This window comes from Mesorhizobium sp. M0185 (genome assembly GCF_040322175.1).
In the GTDB taxonomy this organism is placed as follows: domain Bacteria; phylum Pseudomonadota; class Alphaproteobacteria; order Rhizobiales; family Rhizobiaceae; genus Mesorhizobium.
Genome location: NZ_JAMYSY010000004.1, coordinates 123,832 through 143,750, shown reverse-complemented (window position 1 = coordinate 143,750; position 19,919 = coordinate 123,832). Strand labels below are relative to the sequence as shown.

Annotated in this window: 22 protein-coding genes and 1 tRNA gene; 7 read left to right on the top strand and 16 right to left on the bottom strand. The window is 62.1% G+C overall.

What is annotated here, in order from left to right; genetic code table 11:
* Positions 1–83 precede the first annotated feature (83 nt).
* The 4 genes from NKJ20_RS05235 to obgE all read right to left on the bottom strand — a co-directional run bounded on the left by NKJ20_RS05235 (position 84) and on the right by obgE (position 4,323).
* On the bottom strand, positions 84–671 hold the full coding sequence (locus NKJ20_RS05235) for a nicotinate-nucleotide adenylyltransferase (RefSeq protein WP_031212055.1): 588 nt from the start codon (positions 669–671) through the stop codon (positions 84–86).
* Positions 672–834: 163 nt separating this feature from the next.
* Complete coding sequence (locus NKJ20_RS05230) at positions 835–2,121, bottom strand: glutamate-5-semialdehyde dehydrogenase (RefSeq protein WP_023678072.1); 1,287 nt, start codon at positions 2,119–2,121, stop codon at positions 835–837.
* A 13-nt stretch (positions 2,122–2,134) separates the two neighbouring features.
* Positions 2,135–3,289: a glutamate 5-kinase gene (gene proB / locus NKJ20_RS05225; protein WP_352504903.1), complete on the bottom strand. Its 1,155-nt coding sequence runs from the start codon at positions 3,287–3,289 to the stop codon at positions 2,135–2,137.
* 2 nt (positions 3,290–3,291) lie between these two features.
* Positions 3,292–4,323, bottom strand: a complete 1,032-nt coding sequence (gene obgE, locus NKJ20_RS05220; RefSeq protein WP_352742925.1) for a GTPase ObgE — start codon at positions 4,321–4,323, stop codon at positions 3,292–3,294.
* A 172-nt stretch (positions 4,324–4,495) separates the two neighbouring features.
* On the opposite strand from obgE, the gene NKJ20_RS05215 reads away from it, so the two are divergent.
* Positions 4,496–5,365, top strand: a complete 870-nt coding sequence (locus NKJ20_RS05215; protein ID WP_352683292.1) for an endonuclease/exonuclease/phosphatase family protein — start codon at positions 4,496–4,498, stop codon at positions 5,363–5,365.
* 10 nt (positions 5,366–5,375) lie between these two features.
* On the opposite strand, the gene NKJ20_RS05210 is transcribed toward NKJ20_RS05215, so the two are convergent.
* The 3 genes from NKJ20_RS05210 to NKJ20_RS05200 form a co-directional block, all read right to left on the bottom strand.
* Complete coding sequence (locus NKJ20_RS05210; protein ID WP_352613307.1) at positions 5,376–5,963, bottom strand: GNAT family N-acetyltransferase; 588 nt, start codon at positions 5,961–5,963, stop codon at positions 5,376–5,378.
* A 120-nt stretch (positions 5,964–6,083) separates the two neighbouring features.
* Entirely contained in the window at positions 6,084–6,353 is a 270-nt protein-coding gene (rpmA, locus tag NKJ20_RS05205; protein ID WP_023678077.1) for a 50S ribosomal protein L27, read from the bottom strand.
* A 98-nt stretch (positions 6,354–6,451) separates the two neighbouring features.
* A complete protein-coding gene (locus NKJ20_RS05200; RefSeq protein ID WP_352450883.1) occupies positions 6,452–7,159 on the bottom strand; it encodes a 50S ribosomal protein L21 in 708 nt (235 codons plus the stop codon).
* 337 nt (positions 7,160–7,496) lie between these two features.
* Here NKJ20_RS05200 and NKJ20_RS05195 point away from each other — a divergent pair.
* Positions 7,497–7,586 (top strand) — tRNA-Ser (locus NKJ20_RS05195).
* Between the two features lie 75 nt (positions 7,587–7,661).
* Here the strand turns inward: NKJ20_RS05195 and NKJ20_RS05190 are convergent.
* Together NKJ20_RS05190 and NKJ20_RS05185 are read right to left on the bottom strand one after the other, a co-directional pair.
* Positions 7,662–8,237, bottom strand: a complete 576-nt coding sequence (locus NKJ20_RS05190; RefSeq protein WP_352742924.1) for a DUF308 domain-containing protein — start codon at positions 8,235–8,237, stop codon at positions 7,662–7,664.
* Positions 8,238–8,313: 76 nt separating this feature from the next.
* A complete protein-coding gene (locus tag NKJ20_RS05185; protein ID WP_352742923.1) occupies positions 8,314–8,910 on the bottom strand; it encodes a TetR/AcrR family transcriptional regulator in 597 nt (198 codons plus the stop codon).
* Between the two features lie 723 nt (positions 8,911–9,633).
* Here NKJ20_RS05185 and NKJ20_RS05180 point away from each other — a divergent pair.
* From NKJ20_RS05180 to NKJ20_RS05160, 5 genes are all read left to right on the top strand, one after another.
* A complete protein-coding gene (locus NKJ20_RS05180; RefSeq protein WP_352742921.1) occupies positions 9,634–10,551 on the top strand; it encodes an alpha/beta fold hydrolase in 918 nt (305 codons plus the stop codon).
* A 174-nt stretch (positions 10,552–10,725) separates the two neighbouring features.
* Complete coding sequence (locus NKJ20_RS05175; RefSeq protein ID WP_352742919.1) at positions 10,726–10,980, top strand: hypothetical protein; 255 nt, start codon at positions 10,726–10,728, stop codon at positions 10,978–10,980.
* Between the two features lie 32 nt (positions 10,981–11,012).
* Positions 11,013–11,504, top strand: a complete 492-nt coding sequence (locus NKJ20_RS05170) for a hypothetical protein (protein WP_352742917.1) — start codon at positions 11,013–11,015, stop codon at positions 11,502–11,504.
* A gap of 73 nt (positions 11,505–11,577) precedes the next feature.
* The gene (locus NKJ20_RS05165; protein WP_352742916.1) at positions 11,578–11,871 is read left to right on the top strand and encodes a PadR family transcriptional regulator; all 294 of its coding nucleotides are present in this window, start codon (positions 11,578–11,580) and stop codon (positions 11,869–11,871) included.
* Positions 11,868–12,473, top strand: coding sequence for a hypothetical protein (locus NKJ20_RS05160; protein WP_352743013.1), 606 nt, complete (start codon positions 11,868–11,870; stop codon positions 12,471–12,473). The genes NKJ20_RS05165 and NKJ20_RS05160 overlap by 4 nt, the downstream gene beginning before the upstream one ends.
* Before the next feature lie 55 nt (positions 12,474–12,528).
* On the opposite strand, the gene NKJ20_RS05155 is transcribed toward NKJ20_RS05160, so the two are convergent.
* From NKJ20_RS05155 to NKJ20_RS05125, 7 genes are all read right to left on the bottom strand, one after another.
* Positions 12,529–13,536 carry a hypothetical protein gene (locus NKJ20_RS05155; RefSeq protein WP_352742914.1) on the bottom strand — a complete coding sequence of 336 codons (1,008 nt, stop codon included), beginning with the start codon at positions 13,534–13,536 and terminating at the stop codon, positions 12,529–12,531.
* 102 nt (positions 13,537–13,638) lie between these two features.
* On the bottom strand, positions 13,639–15,474 hold the full coding sequence (recQ, locus tag NKJ20_RS05150) for a DNA helicase RecQ (protein ID WP_352742912.1): 1,836 nt from the start codon (positions 15,472–15,474) through the stop codon (positions 13,639–13,641).
* Positions 15,475–15,837: 363 nt separating this feature from the next.
* Complete coding sequence (locus NKJ20_RS05145) at positions 15,838–16,176, bottom strand: cupin domain-containing protein (protein WP_352450889.1); 339 nt, start codon at positions 16,174–16,176, stop codon at positions 15,838–15,840.
* Between the two features lie 24 nt (positions 16,177–16,200).
* Positions 16,201–16,968: a 2-dehydro-3-deoxy-D-gluconate 5-dehydrogenase KduD gene (gene kduD, locus NKJ20_RS05140; protein ID WP_352742910.1), complete on the bottom strand. Its 768-nt coding sequence runs from the start codon at positions 16,966–16,968 to the stop codon at positions 16,201–16,203.
* Positions 16,965–17,822 (bottom strand): 5-dehydro-4-deoxy-D-glucuronate isomerase, encoded by an 858-nt coding sequence (gene kduI, locus NKJ20_RS05135; protein ID WP_352742909.1) that lies wholly within the window; start codon positions 17,820–17,822, stop codon positions 16,965–16,967. The genes kduD and kduI overlap by 4 nt, the downstream gene beginning before the upstream one ends.
* A gap of 28 nt (positions 17,823–17,850) precedes the next feature.
* The gene (locus NKJ20_RS05130) at positions 17,851–18,627 is read right to left on the bottom strand and encodes a FadR/GntR family transcriptional regulator (RefSeq protein ID WP_352618125.1); all 777 of its coding nucleotides are present in this window, start codon (positions 18,625–18,627) and stop codon (positions 17,851–17,853) included.
* A gap of 10 nt (positions 18,628–18,637) precedes the next feature.
* On the bottom strand, positions 18,638–19,918 hold the full coding sequence (locus NKJ20_RS05125; RefSeq protein ID WP_352742907.1) for a TRAP transporter large permease: 1,281 nt from the start codon (positions 19,916–19,918) through the stop codon (positions 18,638–18,640).
* Between the last annotated feature and the right edge of the window lies 1 nt (position 19,919).

The window sequence follows — 19,919 nt, the reverse complement described above, 5'->3', positions numbered from 1 at the left end:
CGCCCATCAAGCAGGTCAAGGCAGCGGCAAAAGCGACATCACCGGACTTGCCTTCTCCCCTTGTACAGGGGAAAAGGAGGCTCCTATCCCTTTGCCACCTTGCGGATCGCGCTCGACGACAGCGACGAACGCGGGCCGTGGATGAAGGTCCAGGCCGGCGCCGTCATGCGGGCGAGCCGCGGTGCGTCGCCCTCGTCGACGCGAGCATAGTCGAAGGTCTTGGCGACCACCGACGACAGGAACGACAGCGTCGCACCTGGCCGGTCGACCACCGCGATCGGGAACGTCATGACGATGCGGCGCCAGCGCTGCCAGCGGTGGAAGTCGCGAAGCGAGTCGGCGCCCATGATCCAGACAAAATCGACGCCCGGGTTACGCGCCTTGACCAGCGCCAGCGTGTCGGCGGTGAAGCGGACGCGGTGGGCCGCCTCGAATGCGGTGACCTTGATCTTCGGGTTCTTCGCGATCTTTTCGGATAGCTGCAGCCGCTCGGCCAGCGGCGCCAGGTCTCCGGCATTCTTGAGCGGATTGCCGGGCGTCACCATCCACCACAGCTGATCGAGCGCAAGGCGTCTGAGTGCGATCTCGGCGACCAGCGCATGGCCGGCATGCGGCGGGTTGAACGAACCGCCGAACAGCCCGACCGCCACGCCTTTCCCGGCATGCGGCATGTGCAGATAGTGGGAGGATACGGATTCCTTACCCTCCCCCTTGTGGGGAGGGTCGATCCGCGAAGCGGAGCGGGGTGGGGGTGTTGCAGAGTTCAGCGTCGCACCCCCACCCGGCTCGCGATGCTCGCCACCCTCCCCACAAGGGGGAGGGTAAGACCGGCGCTCAAGGCCTCACCTGTCCCGACCCGCGTACGCGGTATTTGAACGAGGTCAGTTGCTCGACGCCGACCGGCCCGCGTGCATGCATCTTGCCGGTGGCGATGCCGATCTCGGCGCCCATGCCGAACTCGCCGCCATCGGCAAACTGGGTCGAGGCGTTGTGCAGAAGGATCGCCGAATCGACCTCGTTGAAGAACCGGTCGACCGCTGTGGCGTCCTCGGCGATGATCGCCTCGGTGTGATGCGAGGAAAACGTCTCGATATGCTCGATGGCGCCGCCAATGCCGTCGACCAGCTTCACCGCAATGATGGCATCGAGATACTCGGTCACCCAGTCTGCATCGGTCGCGGGCTGGGCATCGGCATATAGCCTCAGCGCCTCGGCATCGGCATGGATCTCGCAGCCTGCCGCCCGCAAGGCCTCGAGGATCGGCACCAGGTGCGTGCCGGCGGCGGCACGGTCGACCAGCAGCGTCTCGGCAGCACCGCACACCCCGGTGCGCCGCATCTTGGCATTGACCGCGATCTTGACCGCCATGTCGAGATCAGCCGATCGGTCGATATAGAGATGGCAGATGCCCTCGAGATGCGCGAAGACCGGCACCCGTGCCTCGTTCTGCACACGCTCGACCAGGCTGCGGCCGCCGCGCGGAATGATGACCTCGAGATTGCCGGAAAGTCCTTTCAGCATTTCGCCGACGGCGGCGCGATCGGTGGTCGGCACCAATTGTATGGCATCCTCCGGCAGCCCGGCTGCCTTCAGCCCCTCGACCAGGCAGGCATGGATAGCGGCGGAAGAATTCGCCGAATCCGAGCCGCCGCGCAGGATCACCGGATTGCCCGCCTTGAGGCAGAGCGCGCCGGCATCGGCGGTCACGTTAGGCCGGCTCTCATAGATGACGCCGACGACGCCGAGCGGCGTGCGCACCCGTTCGATATGCAACCCGTTCGGCCGGTCCCATGCGGCAATGACATCGCCGACCGGATCGCGTAACCCGGCGATCTCGCTGATACCGTCTGCCATGGCGCGGATGCGGGCGGGATCGAGCTTCAGCCGATCCATCGACGCTGCCGATAGGCCAGCCTCCCTGCCATTTCTGATGTCGATGGCATTGGCGTCGAGGATGTCCTGCTCATGCCGAAGGATCGCCTGAGCCATGCCGAACAGCGCCGCGTGCTTGCGCTCGGCCGCAGCTATGGCCAGCGGGCGGGCCGCGGCACGCGCGCGGCGGCCGATATCGGCCATCAGCGCCACGGTATCATCCCGGGATTTTTCATGCAGCGTCAGCATGGCTCATCCTCCGCTATGTAACCTGGTCACCGACTACTTGCTCGCCACCGGCATGGCTCACCACAAGATCGTCGCGGTGGATCATCGCCGAACGCGCCTCGTAGCCGAGCACGGTTTCGATCTCGGCCGTCTTCAGGCCAGCGATCCTTACGGCATCGGCGGCATCATAGGCAACCAGCCCGCGCGCGATCTCGCGGCCCTCGGGCGACAGGATCGCCACCGTGTCGCCACGCGCAAAATTGCCGCTGACCAGTTTGACGCCGGCCGGCAGCAGCGACTTGCCGGAGAGCAGCGCGCCGATGGCGCCGGCATCGACGGTCAGCCGTCCTGCAGGTTCGAGCTGCCCGGCGATCCAGGTCTTGTAGCCCTTGACCGGATTGGCGCTCGGCCGGAAGAAGGTGGCACGCTCGCCGCGCTCGATTGCCAGCAGCGGCGACAGCCGCGTGCCCGATGTGATGATCATGGCGGTGCCGGCGGCGGTCGCGATCTTGCCGGCGTCGAGCTTGGTGCGCATGCCGCCGCGCGACAATTCCGAAGCAGCGGCACCCGCCATCGCTTCGATGTCGGGAGTGATGCGGTCGACGACCTGAATGAATCGAGCTTGCGGGTCACGCGCCGGCGGTGCCGTGTAGAGCCCGTCAACGTCGGAGAGCAGCACCAAAAGGTCGGCGCCCATCATAGTGGCGACGCGCGCCGCCAGCCGGTCGTTATCGCCATAGCGGATTTCGGAGGTGGCCACCGTATCGTTCTCGTTGATGACCGGCACCGCCTTCATCTTGAGCAGTGTCGAGATCGTCGCCCGCGCGTTGAGATAGCGGCGGCGCTCTTCGGTGTCGCCGAGCGTCAGCAGGATCTGGCCCGATTTCAAGCCATTCTTGCCGAGCGCATCCGACCAGGCGCCGGCTAAGGCGATCTGCCCGACGGCAGCAGCAGCCTGGCTCTCCTCGAGCTTCAGCGCCCGCTTGCCGAGGCCGAGGATGGTGCGGCCGAGTGCAATCGCCCCGGAAGACACGACGAGAATTTCGGCGCCGCCACTGGCCAGCACGGCGATGTCGTCGGCAAGCGAGGCCAGCCAGTCGCGCTTCAGGCCCGTCGTGCGGTCGACAAGCAGCGCCGAGCCGATCTTGACGGCAATGCGCCGATAATTTTTCAGCGATTGCGCGGCCATGGCTATGCGTTCCAGCGCGTCTCGACCGGCGCGGCGACGGCTTCGCGTGCCTCCGCCACCACCCCCATCAGCGCGCGCAGCACCGCCTCGACGCCCTCGCCGGTGACGGCGGAAAGCAGCATCGGCGCGCGGCCGGCGGCGCGTTTCAGCGAGGCGGCTTTCGCCTTGCGCGCGGCGGCATCGAGTATGTCGACCTGGGAAAGCGCGACGATCTCGACCTTGTCGGTCAACCCGTTTCCATAGGCGCCGAGTTCGGCGCGCACGGTCTTGTAGGCCTTGCCCGGATTTTCTTCCTGCGCCGAGACGAGGTGCAGAAGGACGCGCGTGCGCTCGACATGGCCAAGGAAGCGGTCGCCGATGCCGACACCTTCATGCGCGCCTTCGATCAGGCCCGGAATATCGGCAATGACGAATTCGCGACCGTCGATGCGGGCCACGCCAAGGCCCGGATGCAGCGTGGTGAAGGGATAGTCGGCGATCTTCGGCTTGGCCGCGGTGACCGCCGCCAGGAAGGTCGACTTGCCGGCGTTGGGCAGCCCGACAAGGCCGGCATCGGCGATCAGCTTCAGCCTGAGCCAGATGTTGAGCTCTTGGCCCGGCAGTCCGGGATTGGCGCGGCGCGGCGCCTGGTTGGTCGAGGTCTTGAAGTGCTGGTTGCCGAAACCGCCATTGCCGCCCTTGGCCAACAGAAAGCGCTGGCCGACGACCGTCAGATCGCAGATCAGCGTCTCATTGTCCTCGGCAAAGACCTGTGTTCCGGCCGGCACTTTCAGCGTTACGTCGGCACCCTTGGCGCCGGTCATGTTGCGGCCCATGCCGTGCGTCCCGGTCTTGGCCTTGAAATGCTGCTGGTAGCGATAGTCGATCAGCGTGTTCAGCCCATCGACCGCCTCGACCCAGACATCGCCGCCGCGACCGCCGTCGCCGCCGTCCGGGCCGCCGAACTCGATGAACTTTTCGCGCCGGAACGACACCGAACCGGCGCCGCCGTCGCCGGAGCGGATGTAGACCTTGGCTTGATCGAGAAATTTCATCGGATTGTATGGTTTCTGCTATTGGCTTTGCGGGATTGCTCTAAACCAAGGCGGGTCGAAGGGCGAGGGCCGTTTTTGCTACTGTAACGTCGCGCGTAGCTCTGGACGCGTACCATTTGGTTGACCCTTGCCGAAAAATCGATCCTCGGCTTTCCAAGCGCGAGATGTCGGAATGAAGCTGGTAACTTACAATATCCACTACGGCGTCGGCCTCGACGCCCGCTATGATATCGGCCGTATCGCCGATGCCGTGCGCGGCGCCGACGTGATCGCGCTGCAGGAGGTCACCCGCGCTAACCCGAAGAATGGCGGCCGCGACATGGTGGCCGACCTCGGCGAGGCGCTGCCCGACTATTTTGCCGTCTACGGCAGCAATTTCGAAGCCGACGCTGGCTCGCGCCTGGAGAACGGCCGCGCCATCACGACCACCTTCCAGCTCGGCAACATGGTGCTGTCGAGGACGCCGATCCATCTGTCGCGCAATCTCCTTTTGCCGCGCAGCCGCAGTGTCGAGGCGATGAACTTCCAGCGCGGCGCGCTGGAGGCGCTGATCGAAACGCCGCTTGGTCCGATCCGCTTCTATTCCACCCATCTCGACCACCGCAGCCCGGTTGAACGCCTGAGCCAGATCCGCTTTCTGCGCCAGCGTCTGTTGAAATACCCGCTCGAGGGCGGCGGGCTCTCCGGCGTCGCCGAGATCGGCTTGCCGGACCTGCCTTGTCCCGACGCCTTCGTCGTCATGGGCGACTTCAACATGCTGGCTGGATCGCCGGAACATGTCGAACTCGCCGGCCAGCCTGACCATGAATTCGGCATGCCGGTGACCGCCGACCTCGCCATCGATGCTGCCACGCGCCTCGGCGCCGCCGGCGCCGATCTCGTCACCTGGGTCGACCCCAAGCGGCCGGGCGATACCAGCCGCTACAAGCGCATCGACTACGTCTTCACCAGCGCCTCGCTTGCCAAATCGCTGAGGCGCCTGTGGGTCGACCGGCAAGCGGCCGGTTCGGATCACTTGCCGGTCTGGCTCGAGATGACGTGAGCCGCATCCATCAAAAATGCACCCAGTTCCGCAGGCTGGTCCAGGTCTTGCGATCGAGACGGTAGCGCTCGACCGGCACCTGACCGGCAACGATCGAGTTCAGCATGCCCTGGCCGGCATACTGGAAGCCGCATTTGTGGATGACCCGGCGCGAGGCCGGATTGATAACCCGCGTCGAGGCGTGCAGCACCTGGATCGTGGTTCTCTGGAAGGCAAGGTCGACCAGTGCGTGCGCTGCCTCCGTCGCGTAGCCGCGTTTCCAGTACGGCTCGCCGATCCAGTAGCCGAGCTCCAGCCCACGATCCGTGGTGTTGAGCCCGGCACAGCCGACGAAGGTCTCGGTGCCGGCCAGCGTCAACGCATAGGCGATTCCGGCCCGGCGCGATGCAGTCATGGCCAGGAAAGCGCGTGCCTCCGCCTCGCCATAGGGATGCGGCATGCGAGCCAGCATTTCCGCGACATGGCGGTTGTCGGCGAGCGCCACCAATTGCTCGATGTCGCTCTCACGCGGGGGCCGCATGACTAGCCGCTCGGTGATCAGGACCGGGCAATCTATCGCGTAACTTTCGTCGTCTGTCGCTTCCGCTTCGGCAACCATATCAAAGTCCTCCAGGCACAAGAAAAAGGGGAGATGGAAACCCATCTCCCCTGATCCATTTCCTGGCTTGGCCAGACACCGGTTCCCGAGATGGGTGCCGGTGTTCTCGTGCGGAACCGGCTACTCCGCTGCCTTCGTCATCGGGTTCACCGATACGTAGGTTCGGCCATTGGCTTTTTTGTTGAAGGTGACTGCGCCAGCTTCGAGCGCAAACAGCGTGTGGTCCGTGCCAATGCCGACATTGGTGCCGGGATGCCACGTCGTGCCACGCTGACGAATGATGATGTTGCCCGGAATCACGGCTTCGCCGCCGAACTTCTTCACGCCGAGCCGCTTGGAATGGGAGTCGCGACCATTGCGCGACGATCCGCCAGCTTTCTTGTGTGCCATCTAACTACTCCGATGCGCCGCGAGGCGCCTAAACGATCTTATGAACGCGTTCGCGTTCCGTTTCAAGTCCGATCCGGCGACGATTGCGCCGGTTCGTTCTACTTCTTCGCCAATTCCTTGGCCTGCTCGCGCCAGTCCTTGATCTGGTCGGCGCTGAACGGCATGTGCTCGTCGATCTTGGCGACGTCCTTGTCGGACAGCTTGGCGATCTGGGCAAAGGTGGTGATGCCCTGTTCGTTGAGCTGGCCGGCGGCGACCGGGCCGATGCCCTTGATCACGGTCAGGTCGTCCGGCTCGCCTTTCGGCGCCTTGAACAACGGCGCGGCGGCTTCGGCAGCCTTGTCCTCGGTCGTCTCGGCTTTGGCTTCCTTCTTCGGCGCAGCCTCTGCCTTCGCTGCTGCCTTCGGCGCGGCTTCAGCCTTCGCCTCGGTCTTGGCGGCGACCTCGGCCTTGGCTTCGGTCTTGGCGGCGGCCTTCTTCGCCGGCTTGGCGCCACCCAGCAGGATTTCGGCGATCCTGACGGTGGTCAAAAGCTGGCGATGGCCGATCTTGCGGCGCGAATTCTGCCGACGGCGCTTCTTGAAGGCGATGACGGTGCGGTTCTTGCCTTGCTCGACGACTTCGGCGGTGACCATCGCACCATCCACGAACGGCGCACCGAACGTGACGTTTTCGCCTTCGCCATGCGCGAGCACATTACCGATCTCGACGATGTCGCCGACATTGGCTTCGAGTTTTTCGATCTTCAGGAGATCGTTGGCGGCAACGCGATACTGCTTGCCGCCCGTTTTGATGACTGCGAACATTTTTTGCCTTTCGCTGTTCGGTCGGCCTTGATGAACCGCTTCAGGCGGTTCGGCCGTCTTTTTGTCAGTCTGCGGGTTCAAAAAACAAGCGGCGCGGAAGACCCCTCCACGCCGATTGCGCGCTGTCCCTAACCGAAGGTCCGGCTTGAGTCAAGGCAAGCGCCGCGGGCAAGCTGCGAATGGGTTAAGCCCAGACCTTGCAAATATCGAGCAACGGCCACCGGAGCCTCGAAGAAGCATGGACAGAAGCTGCGGCGCCGGGGCAGATTGGCCCTTGTAACCTGCCTGTCCAGCCGTTATCTAGTGCGCCGCGCCGGCAACGGCGGACCATGACCGCGGAGAGGTGGCAGAGTGGTCGAATGCACCGCACTCGAAATGCGGCATGGGTGCAAGCCCATCGGGGGTTCGAATCCCTCCCTCTCCGCCACTTCGGAATGTGTCCATTCCGGACCCATAGGTAACAGCATCTCTCATCGCGCCGGTAATGGCTTAAGATGGCACGCTATGCAGCCTTCCGCCGCAATTGGCTCACGCTCAGCCACACCGCCGAAACCAGGAAATACAGGGCGCCTACTGCGGCATAGCCGGCCACGTTGGAGATCGATGGCGGCATCGGCATCCGCGTCTGCGCGATGAAAAACGTGCCTGCCAGTGCTGATTGCCCTCCGCTCAGGATCATCGCCCACTGCGCACCAGAGCTCTTCCAACGGCGGACGGCGGTGCCGAGTTGAAGCAGGCCGGACAGGATCGCCCATAGGCCGAACACGCCGAGCACCCAATTCATGCTCATCTTCAGCGCAACAATGACCGCGAGCGTTGTCGCCACACTGACCACGACGTTGATGGTCTGGGTGCGATTCTGTCCCAATCCTCCGCTGCGCGATGCGTCGACAAAATTGGCCAGGGCATCCCATGCAGGATAAGCCACGAGCAAAACCGCCGCGACCACCCCGGAATGCTGTCCCACCATAAAGGCAGCCGCCACCCAGACAGCCGAGAATGCCGTCCGAGCGAAGTAATAGAGCTTGAGCCATTGTTCCTGGCTGGCGCGGGAAAGATCGCCATCGTGAATCGTCATTGGATCATCCTTTCGACTAGTAGGTAGGGCTCTCGACGAATGTCGCAGAGTGATTGCTATTATGGTTAGTTGAGATCTAGGCCCGCATCCGGGGGGAAGCGCGGAGCCGCTCCAGGAGCGGGCCTGTCACGACGCCGAATATCTTCGGATCGCCATAGGCCCGTGCTGAAAGCATCGCGCCGTGAACGGTCGCCATGAACGCTTCAGCCTCGGCACGAGGGGTGCTCATCAGTCGAAATTGGCCGTGCCGCACGCCGCGCTCCATCACCGATGTAAGCCACCCTGACAGCGAGCGGAAATGCGCCCGGACCTCAAGGCTAACTTCCTCGGGCAGCACGGGGAGCTCGCTTGCCAACAGCGCGCAGATACAAAACGGGGCGCTGGCGTTCGCGATGCAGGCTTCCCAATACCCGGCATAGATCCGCAACTGTTCGAGCGGATCGGATTCGTGAAGTTCGACATTTGCCATCCCCGCTTCAGTTTCTTCGCGATACCGCGCAACCAGCGTCCGAACCAGATCGACCTTGCTTGGGAAATGGTGATGAATGCTCGCCTTACGGATCCCGACCACTTCAGCAATGTCGGCATAACTGAAACCGTTGTAGCCGCCAGCCACGATCAGTGAACGTGCACAAGCCAGGATGTCGTCAGAGGTGGTAGACAAGTTGCTCATGCTTTTACCTACCTTCTGGTAGGATGGCAGTCAAGCCTCCTTGCACCGCGAGTAGCGTGAATTGCGTGGCTATGGCGTAGACCTCATTCGATCTTCATTGTTTTCGGCCCGCCATCAATTCAAAAAGCTCCGGGTGTTTGTCGATCGAGGTAGCCATCCCACTTCGAGGACGAGGCAACACCCTCCGGCCGACCGGACCACCGCTAATAGCCGTGCGGCACTAGGCGTCTGCACCGACTGCGCTATCTCCCCATCGTTAGCTTGTTCTATCGCTGGTTGAAGACTGGGAGGTTTCCATGGATCGGCGACTATTTTTGACAGGAATGTTTGGCATTGCCGGGGCCGCGGCCCTTGCAAGCACAGTTCGGCCAATCAACGCAGTGGCCGGCGTTCCAACTGCCAGAAGCGGCATTCTCGATGAACTCGAGGCGCCGGATGTCGAGACCTTCGACGACGACGAAACTCAAGCAGAGTTGCAACCAGTTTATCATCGCCGGTGGCACCGGCCGCGCCGGCGCCGCCGGCGCGCTTGGAGAAGGGTCTGTCGCGTTTACTGGCGAAACGGCTATCGGCGCAGGCGGTGCTTCCGCAGGCGCGTCTGGGTCTGGTTTCGATTCTAGCAACTGGCCGGCTTGAACCCTGGCCATCGCGGCCGGGGTTTTCGCCTCAGGCGGCCGTTAGCGCCCTTAGGGAGCTTTCCTAAGGGCGCGGAGAAAGCTGACGGTGTTTGCAGGTTTCAGAGCCACCAGCCTACGACTGGACGATACGACGATTTTCGCAAGGGTCGGAGGCACCGGTCCGCCGCTGCTGCTTCTTCACGGTTTTCCAGAAACGCATCTGATGTGGAGGGATATCGCCGCAGCCTTGGCGCCCCGCTTCACGGTGGTCGCCGCCGACCTTCGAGGCTATGGGCAAAGCGGATGTCCGATTTCCTCTGCCGATCATAGCCCATACGCCAAGCGCGCCATGGCCGGCGACATGGTTCAAGCCATGAAGCAACTAGGGTTTGAGCGGTTCATGATTGCCGGGCATGATCGCGGCGGGCGGGTTGCCTATCGCCTGGCGCTGGACCATCCCGACAAAGTGCTCAAAATCGCCGTCCTCGACATCATCCCCACCGCCGCAACATGGGATCGGGCGGATGCCAGACTGGCGCTTGGCTTCTGGCCCTGGAACCTTCTTGCCCAGCCGGAGCCCCTGCCGGAGCGTCTGATCGGCGCGGCTCCCGATGCTGTCGTCGACGATGCAATAACGCAGTGGGGATCGTCAGCGAAAATGGTCTCCAAAGAGGTCCGGAACGCCTATGTTGATGCGCTTCGCGATCCCGCGCATATTCATGCCATCTGCGAAGAGTATCGCGCCGCTGCGACGATCGATCGTGAACATGACGCGTTGGACCGCGCAAACGGTCGTCGCATCGACTGTCCGCTACTGGCGCTATGGAGTGGCGAAGGCGCCCTGGAGAACTGGTATGCGCGAGAAGGCGGGCCGCTGGCCATCTGGAGGAAATGGGCCGACAGAGTGGCAGGACGCGCTGTCCAAGGCGGGCACTTTTTCCCGGAAGAGCACCCCGACAAGACGGCAGCGGCTCTCTCGGAATTCTTTGAAGACAAACAGGTCGGTCAGCACAGAGTATTGTAGAGGTCACATGCTTCAGTTACGCGGAACCTCGCGAGTGCTTCGCGGCCCTAGATCGAGAACCCTCCGAAAATCCGCCCGTCCGGCATCAATGTGCTTGATAAGGGAATGAAGGCGATCTCCACGGCCACGCCTCTGATATGCAGCCTCATGTTTGTCGGAAGTTGCGCATCGCCTTTGCCGGCATCCTTTGATGCTGCGAAATACGACAAGATGAGTTGCGTCGAGCTCAACGTGGCGATCGGCGCTGTCGCCGACGAAATGTCGGCGACAGCCATCGCTCGTGGCAAAGTCGTCCACACCAACATTCCGGGCTGGCTGTTGGGAGGGCAGCGTGTCGCCTCGACCGTAGCTGCCCGCCAGAGTGCGAAGATCGAGCACTTGCGGCAGCAGGAGGCTGCGATTGCAGCGGCGAGACGAAGCCGGTGCTAATCGTCTCTTAGCCGTTCGATAAAACGCCTCTTATGGATATGCCGATCGCGGACCGCCTGCAGCCTGCGAGCAAAATCGTGGGTCGTGCCACATTCCTCGGCAATTGCCTTGAGGTCGAGCAGAAGGCTGGCGGCCTCATCGTAGCCGGGAGGGTTGCGGCGTTCGATCTCGCTCTCCACCTCACGCCAGACGCTTTCGCCGCGCCGCGAGAGCGCATCGAGCCGAATACGGCGGGCGCGCGCCTCTTCCGCCGCCTGCCGTTTTCTTTCAGCCTCTCGTTGCTCCTCCTGCGCGCGCTCGCGGGCCTGACGGATCGCCTCGGCACGGGCTCGCAGTTCGACGGCCGAGCGCGGAGCGACGGCGGGTCGAGCCGCCGAGGTCTGCAACGCCTGGCGATCCTGAACGAGCGCCCGCAGCTCGCTTGCTACATGCGAATCGCCCTCCATGGGCCGATGATTCTCATAGCCTTCTCCGCTTCGGCCTTCGCCTTCATCTGGACCGCCTCGTTGCGAGGTTCAATTTGATTGACGGAGAGGCTTTCGTTTTGTAAGACTCACTCTTACAACTTGTTACTTTGGGTGTTGAGGAAGTCTGCCCATGAACGATTTGCCGAGACTATCGAACATCGAGCACGAGATTTTGGAACTGCTCCGATCCGGCGAGAAATACGGTCTGGAGATGGTGCGTGCCTCTGCTGTGCTGAAGCGCGGTACGGTCTATGTCACACTTGATCGCATGATGGCCAAAGGCTTCGTAACTTCGCGCGCAATCCGCAATCCTAATGAACCGGGAATGGCGCGTCGAGTCTACTCGATCACCGCTCTTGGTCAGCGCGTCTTGAGAGCTAGGCAGGCTGCTGAAGCTGCTTTTGCCTTGGGGGCACCGGCATGAGATGGATTAGGGGAATCGTCGCAGCCGTTGCAGTGGTCGCCTTCGCTATGGCCTTCGTTGTTTCGACTAATAGTGTGCCCTCAGTTCGAGTTGTGGAGGTCGCGCAGTTGGTATTGTTTGTGGTCGTGATGGGAGCGGCACTTGTCTCCGCTATCTTCCTAATTCGGGATCGACAAAGGATTGCAGCAGAAAACCTTGAGCTTCATATTCGCGTCAACGCTCTGAGCGCTTTACATCGGGACTTAAAGCCAGCCAATTTGCGACTAAAGGGTGGACGGCCTGACGAGATCACGTCAGTTGATTTTCACATTAACATTGCGACCGAATTCCTCGCCGAGCCTCGTATCAAACTCGATCGCGCTCCAGCCGAACGCCTAGTTGGCCTCTTGCGGGCTGTATTCTCCAGGCGAGCCTTCGAGGCAATCTTCTCGCAGATCGTTATTGACGGGCGAGAAGAGTATTTCGAAGCGTTGTCGATGGGTCGCACACACTTGGCTCGCTGGCGTTTGACGCAAATCTATCTGATTGTGATATTCACCGCTCTTACATGGACAAGCGTTTCAATAACCCAAAAGGCCATCCAAATTTGGCGTGTCGGCTGAGCAGGCTCGTGCACTGGAGAGCGCTGATCGCAAGCCTCCTCATCCCGATTATTGATCAAGTCGCTTTCTGGATCGGAAAATAACTATCAGCCATGTCAGCGGCCCCTTTGAGATGAGGTTCGAGGTTTTTTAGGATGATATGGCCGCAGAGAGCCACCGCTCGATTGGCGAAGGCGGAGTATTCAGCGTTCGGTCCAACTCTCCCCTCGTGAAATATCACGCTGCGATATCCATAAACGTCGTCCCACTCCTTTTTCAAATCTGAGAGACCCGACTTTTCCAGCACTCTAAGTACACCTTGGCGAAGGCTTAGACGATGCGAGTGGTTCATGATCGTTTTCACGACTTCCTCTGTTTCAGTCTGCGATAGTTTTGTGTCCCTTTTAGCCACCTCAGCCGCATGCGTGATAAGTTGCTTTTGTCCAAGGCTCCATTCCTCTTGTTGGCCAAGGCCCTCAACGGTCGAGAGTGCCAAAACCAATTGCGCGAGAGGCTCCGGATTCATAAGTGCCGCATTCAACAAGAGGACAGCCTTTTCAAAGGAGTCTGGCAGCTTTAAAGACTGATCGATAATCAGTTGGCCAATGTTAGGCAGAAAGGGATCGGGCTGCGTGCGCACAACGCCTGTCGCAGACACTTTGAACAGGCCCACTGTCCCGTCATCCACATAAACGTCAATTCCATGGACATCAGAGCGACGGTCCTTTCCATCTACTGCTTTCATTGCGGCGAGAATGTCTGCACTCATCTGACCCGAACCGCGGTCGTGCCCAACATCTATGCCTAATCTTACAAACAGGGACGAAATTGAGGTGGCTATCTTAAGCTTTTGCCCAAATTCCTTGGCTTCCTCCTCAGATTTAAAACCACTCACTCCGACGACCAACCAATAGCTTTCGGAGATAAGCTCCTCCTTGTTAAGGCCCGTCAGCGTGGCAGTCCTTCCACTGATCTCAAACTCATGTTCGACCTTCTCAAGGGCAAGCATCTTGGCAACACGAAAACGGAATCGCACCTTAATACCGGGCTTCCACTCAATTGCACCTCCCTGAATGCCGTCCAAGACTATAACTATAACTATAACTATAACTATAACTGGAACTTGGCCGGCACCAGCAAGGTAGTCTGCTGTTCCAGCAAAACGTTGGCGAAGAGCGACATATCTTCAGATCGATCCAGCGGATTGATGCGCAGCGATCGCGCCGAGGAATATCTCGCCGAAATCCTTGAGCTTGGCGGCGCCGACGCCGTTGACCGCGGCGAAGGCGTTCAGGTCACGCGGGCAGCGTTCGGCCATATCGATCAGTGTACGATCCGAAAAGATCACGAAGGCCGGCACCTGGCGTTCCCGGGCAAGACGCAGCCGTACAGCCTTGAGCGCGGCCAGCAGCGCCGAATCCAGACCTTCCGTGCCTGCTGCGGTATGCTCAGGACGTATCTTGCCTCGCGACGACTGGCGCGCGTCCACGCGATACCGGAACGAGGCCTCGCCCCGGGCCAGCGCACGGCCCTTCTCGGCAATGGCGAGGCCGCCATGGCCGGCTGAGTCCAATGTCAGGAACCCTCCCGCTACGAGCTGGCGGAGCAGCGACAGCAAGAAACTCTTTTTATGCGCCACACCGGTGCGGAAGCTGGCAAGCCTGTGGTGGTTCCTGTCCAGGACCTTCTCGGTCTCATGGCCGAGCAGGACATCGACGACATGGGCGACGCCGAAGCGCTCGCCGGTCTGTGCGATCGCCGCCAGGATGATCCGCGCCTCCGCCTCGCCATCCGCATGCGGCGCCTGATCAAGGCAATTATCGCAATTGCCGCAAGGCGAGGCGTTTTCGCCGAAATAGCCAAGCAGAATCTGGCGGCGGCACTGCGTCGTCTCGCAATAACCGATCAGCGTTTCGAGCCGGCCATGCGCGCGCCTTTTGTGCTCAGCCGGTGCGTCCTCGTCTTCGATGAAAAGCCGGCGCATGCGGATATCGCCGAGACCGAACAGCATATGTGCCTCGGCCGCCCGCCCGTCGCGGCCCGCGCGCCCGATTTCCTGGTAATAAGCCTCCAAGCTGCCCGGCAGGTCGGTGTGGAAGACATAGGCGACGTCCGGCTTGTCGATCCCCATGCCGAAGGCGATGGTCGCCACCATCACCACGCCGGACAAGGTCATGAAAGCGTTTTGATTCGCTTCACGCGCGTCCTTGCTCATGCCGGCATGATAGGCGAGCGCGCGTACGCCGCTGCGCTCGAGGAACGCCGCCATCTCTTCGGTCTTTTTGCGTGACAGGCAATAGACGATCCCGCTGCGGCCCGCATGGCGCTGCACGAAGCCGAGCAGTTGGCGCTTGCTGTCCTGCTTGGGCTCAATGCCTAGCTTGATGTTCGGCCGGTCGAAGCCGAGCACCACGGTATCGACGCGCCCGTCGAACAGTTGCGCGGCAATGTCGGTGCGCGTCGCCTCGTCCGCCGTCGCCGTTAGTGCAATGATCGGCACATCGGGGAAGATGCCGCGCAGCCGTGACAATTCTTCGTATTCGCGCCGGAACGCCGGTCCCCATTGCGAGATGCAATGTGCCTCGTCGATGGCGATCAGCCGGACATCGAGCTTGGTCAATGCCTCGAGCATTCGCACCGTCATGAGCCGCTCCGGTGCAAGATAGAGCAAGCGCGTCTGGCCTGCCGCGACGCGGCGCCATGCAGCGACATTGGCATCGCGGTCGAGCGAGGAATTGATCGTATCGGCCGCCACACCGGCAAGGCGCAATGCGGCGACCTGATCCTGCATCAGGGCCACCAGCGGCGAAACGACAATGGTGAGCCCGCCCAGCACCAGCGCCGGGACCTGGTAGCAGAGCGATTTGCCGGCGCCGGTCGGCATGACAGCCAGCACATGATGCCCGGCCAGTAGCGCCTCCATCACGGCCGCCTGGCCGAGACGAAAGTCATCGAAGCCGAATACATCCCTGAGGACGCGCCGCTTGGAATCCTCTGTCGGGATGCTCGCTGCTACCTGCATTACAGAACTTTGGGGGATACGACCTGCCGAAATTCCCCGGCGAATCGCCAGGTGATTGCCTGGACAGCAGATTCGAACATTTATCGACCCCTCTGATCCTGTCCGCGGCACCGCCTGAGGCGAACTTCTCACTCATTGGCCGATATGAGGCCGTCGTTCCAGCCCCTATTCGCTTTGACTGTGAATATCGCACCGCTTCGGAGCGGTTAATCCTATCTTCACCATCATTCGGCAGGTTCAGGTTCTGCGGTGATGTTTTGAGTACCGCGGCGCCACAAGCGCCCAGGCAACACGCCCGCGTCTCTCCGGAGGCGCGGGTTTTTTCGTTCCGAGAACCGGCTACCTGATCTTCAGGCCCGCAGCTCAGTCGAGGAAATCGGCGCGGTGCGGCGTAAAGCTGTCGACCAGCCGTCCCGCCTGCAGCGCCTTGACGCCATGGACAAGGTTGGAAGGAACGATGAAGCTGCTGCCGGTTTCCAGGATCTCGGTCCTGCCGTCGATGGTGACTTCGAAGCGGCCTTCGGCGACATAGCTCGCCTGGACGTGCGGGTGCGAGTGTAGCGCGCCGACGCCACCCTTGTCGAAACCGAATTCGACCATCATCAGCTCATCCGTGTGCAGGAGCACGCGCCTGCGGTTGCCATCCGGCGTCGGCGTCCACGCAGCCTCGCCGGCATGCGAGAAGATTTTGGTTCCGGTCATCGCCAAACTCTCACCTTTTGTTATTCATCGTGCCAGCCAGCCGCCGTCCACCGGCACCACCGCGCCGTGCATGTAGTTGGACGCCGGCGCCAGCAGGAAGACGGCTGCGTCGCCGATGTCTTCCGGCGCGCCCCAGCGGCCGGCCGGAATGCGCGCCAGGATCGAAGCGCTGCGGTCGGGATCGGTGCGCAGCGCCTCGGTGTTGTTGGTCTCGATATAGCCCGGCGCAATGCCGTTGACGTTGATGCCCTTTGCCGCCCATTCACATGCCAGCAGGCGGGTGATGCCGAGCACGCCGTGTTTGGAGGCGGTGTAGGAGGCGACGCGAATGCCGCCCTGAAAGCTCAGCACCGAAGCGATGTTGACGATCTTGCCACGCCGTCCAGATTCGGCAAGCACGCGCCTGGCAAAACTCTGGCTGAGGAAGAACACCGTCTTGAGATTGACGCCCATGACGCCGTCCCAGTCGGCTTCGGTGAGGTCGACCGCGTCGGCACGCCGGATGATGCCGGCATTGTTGACCAGGCCATCGAGCGGCCCCGTATCCGCCCAGACGCGGTCAAGCATCGCCTGGGCGGCGGCATCGTCGCCAAGGTCGCAGAGGACCGCCTCGAAGCGGCCGCCGACAGCCGCAATCTTCTCCGCCGTCTCGTCCATCGCCGACCGGCCGACGCCGGCGACCGCGCCGCCTGCGCGCGCGATCGACACGGCGATGCCTTGGCCGATGCCGGTATTGGCGCCGGTGACGAGGATGCGCTTGCCGGCAAGGCTGAAGGCCGAGAGATCGCTCACTTGAGCTCCTCCATCGCCACCAGGTCGACATCGGTATAGTCGACATTATCGCCGGCCATCGCCCAGATGAAGGCGTAGTTGGAGGTGCCGGCGCCCGAATGGATCGACCATCCCGGCGACAGCACCGCCTCCTCGTTGCGCATGACGAGATGGCGCGTTTCGTCCGGCTCGCCCATGAAATGAAACACCCGCGCCGCCTCCGGCAGATCGAAATAAAGATAGGCTTCCATGCGCCGGTCATGCACATGGCATGGCATGGTGTTCCAGACCGAACCGGAGGCAAGCTGCGTCATGCCGACGACAAGCTGACAGGTCTTTACCCCATCGGCATGGATGAACTGGAAGATCGAGCGCTCGTTGGAGGTTGCCTGGCTGCCGAGATCGAGCCGCTTGGCATCGCCGATGCGGATCAGCCGGTTGGGATGGCTCTGATGCGCCGGCGCGCTGAGCAGGTAGAACTTAACCGGCTCAGCCAGATTGGTCGCAGCGAACGACACCTCATCGGTGCCCATGCCGAGATAGAGCATGTCGCGTGCCTGCAGCTCGTAGGATTGACCGCCGGCTTGCACGACGCCTGCCCCGGCGATGTTGACGATGATCATCTCACGGCGGTCGAGAAAATTCTTGGTCCCGGTCGGCTTGATCGCCTGCAGCGGCAGCGGTGTGCCGGCGGGCATGGCGCCGCCGACGATCATGCGGTCGTAATGGGTGTAGGTCAGGCTGATGCTGCCGGGCCGGAACAGGCCTTCGATGAGAAAATTGTGTCGCAGCTCGTCCGTGCCCATCACCGCGGCAGAAACAGGGTCGATGGCGAAGCGGGAGGTGAAATCGGTATGATTGTCGGTGTGATTCATTGCTGTCCCATGGGGCTGCCTCAATTGCTCATTCGGTTGCCGCGGCCTTGACCGAGTCGGCATAAAAAATCTGGCGCGCGTGCAGGCGCTCGCGATAGCGCTGCTGGCTGGCACCGAGATGCGCGCGCATCGCCTCCCGCGCCGCTTCGGCATCGCCTGCCGAGATAGCGTTGAGGATCATCAGGTGTTCGCGCTGCAGGCCGCGCTGGTAGGCGTCGGACTGTGCGAACTCGGTCGACCAGGGCGAGGTCACATCGCAAGGAATGGCGCGCCGGCCGAGCACGTCGAGCATCTCGACATAGAACGGATTGTTGGTGGCGCTGGCGATTGCGCGGTGGAAGGCAAGGTCGGCCGGTCCAGTCGGCTCGCTGTTGAGGAGCAGCCGTTCGAACTCGAAAAAGGCTTCCTGGATTGCCGCTTCCTGCGCGGCGTTGCGCCGGATGGCGGCGAGCCCGGCGGATTCGATCTCGATCGCCAACCTGACTTCGAGCACGTTGAGGGCAATCGAATCCTTGCTGCCCATCTCCGCTGCCAGAGCACCGAACGCTGTCGAGATATGTTCGGTGACGAAAACGCCGGCGCCCTGGCGCGGCTCGACCAGGCCGTCCGCGGCAAGCTTGGCCAGCGCCTCGCGTATCACGGTGCGGCTGACCCCGAAGGTTTCCGTCAGCTGGCCCTCGGTCGGCAGCTTTTGCCCAGGCTGGATCTCGCCCGCCTGCAGCTGCTTGCGGATCGCCGCGACGACGGTTTCCGAAAGCTTCGGTCTTCGTTCGACGCGGAGCCCGACGGCAGTGTCCGATGCCATGTCGCACCTCCTATTTGAAGACGCTCGGCAGCCATAGCGAAATGGCCGGAATGTAAGTGACGAGCGCCAGCACCACGAGGCCTGCGCCATAGAATGGCCAGATCGAGCGCATCGATTCCCAGACCGATATCTTGCCCACGGCACACGCCACGAACTGCACTGCGCCCACCGGCGGCGTGTTCAGCCCGATGCCAAAATTGAGGATCATGATGACGCCGAAATGCACCGGATCGACACCGTAGGCCTGCGCCACGGGCAGGAAGATCGGCGTGCAAATGATGATCGTCGGCCCCATGTCCATGAACGTGCCGAGGAACAGCATCAAGAGGTTGAGCAGCAGAAGCACGACCAGCGGATCGTCCGAGATCGCATTCATGGAGGCGATGAGCGCTGCCGGCACTTTCAGGAAGGCCATCAGCCACGAGAACGCCGCCGCCATGCCGATGATGAGCAGCACCATGGCCGTGGTGCGCACGGCGCCATGGGTGGCATGAACGAACCCTTCCCAGGTCATCTGCCGGTAAACGAAGACGGTCACGAGCAGCGCATAGATGACGGCGATACAGGAACTCTCGGTGGCGGTGAAGACGCCCGATCGCACGCCGCCGAAGATGATCGCGATCAGCAGCAGGCCGGGCACGGCGACGGCGAAAAGATGCGCGACCGCGCTGAAGCCCGGAAACGCCTCGGTCGGATAGCCGCGGGAGCGCGCGACGATATAGGCGGTGACCATCAGCGACAGGGCCAGCAGCAGGCCCGGGATGATGCCGGCCGTGAACAGGTCGGCGATGGAGATCTTTCCGCCTGCCGAGATCGAGTAGATGATCATGTTGTGCGACGGCGGCAGCAGCAGCGCGATCAGTGCCGCCATCGACGTGACGTTGACTGCGTAGTCCGCTCCATATCCACGCGCCTTCATCTGCGGGATCATCAGGCCGCCTACCGCCGCTGCCTCCGCAACCGCTGAGCCGGAAATGCCGCCGAACAGTGTAGCGGTTGCAATGTTGACCTGGCCGAGGCCGCCGCGCAAATGGCCGACGAGCGAGCCGGCGAAGGCAACGATCTTGCTGGCGATGCCGCCGCGCACCATCAAGTCGCCGGCGTAGATGAAAAACGGAATGGCCAGCAGCGAAAAGACGCTCATGCCGGAATTCAGGCGCTGGAACACGATGAGCGGCGGCAGGCCCATATAGAGGACGGTGGCGAGGCTTGCAACGCCGAGGCAGAAAGCGATCGGCGTGCCGATAAGCATCAGCAGGGTGAAGACGCCGAAGAGAATCCACAGTTCCATG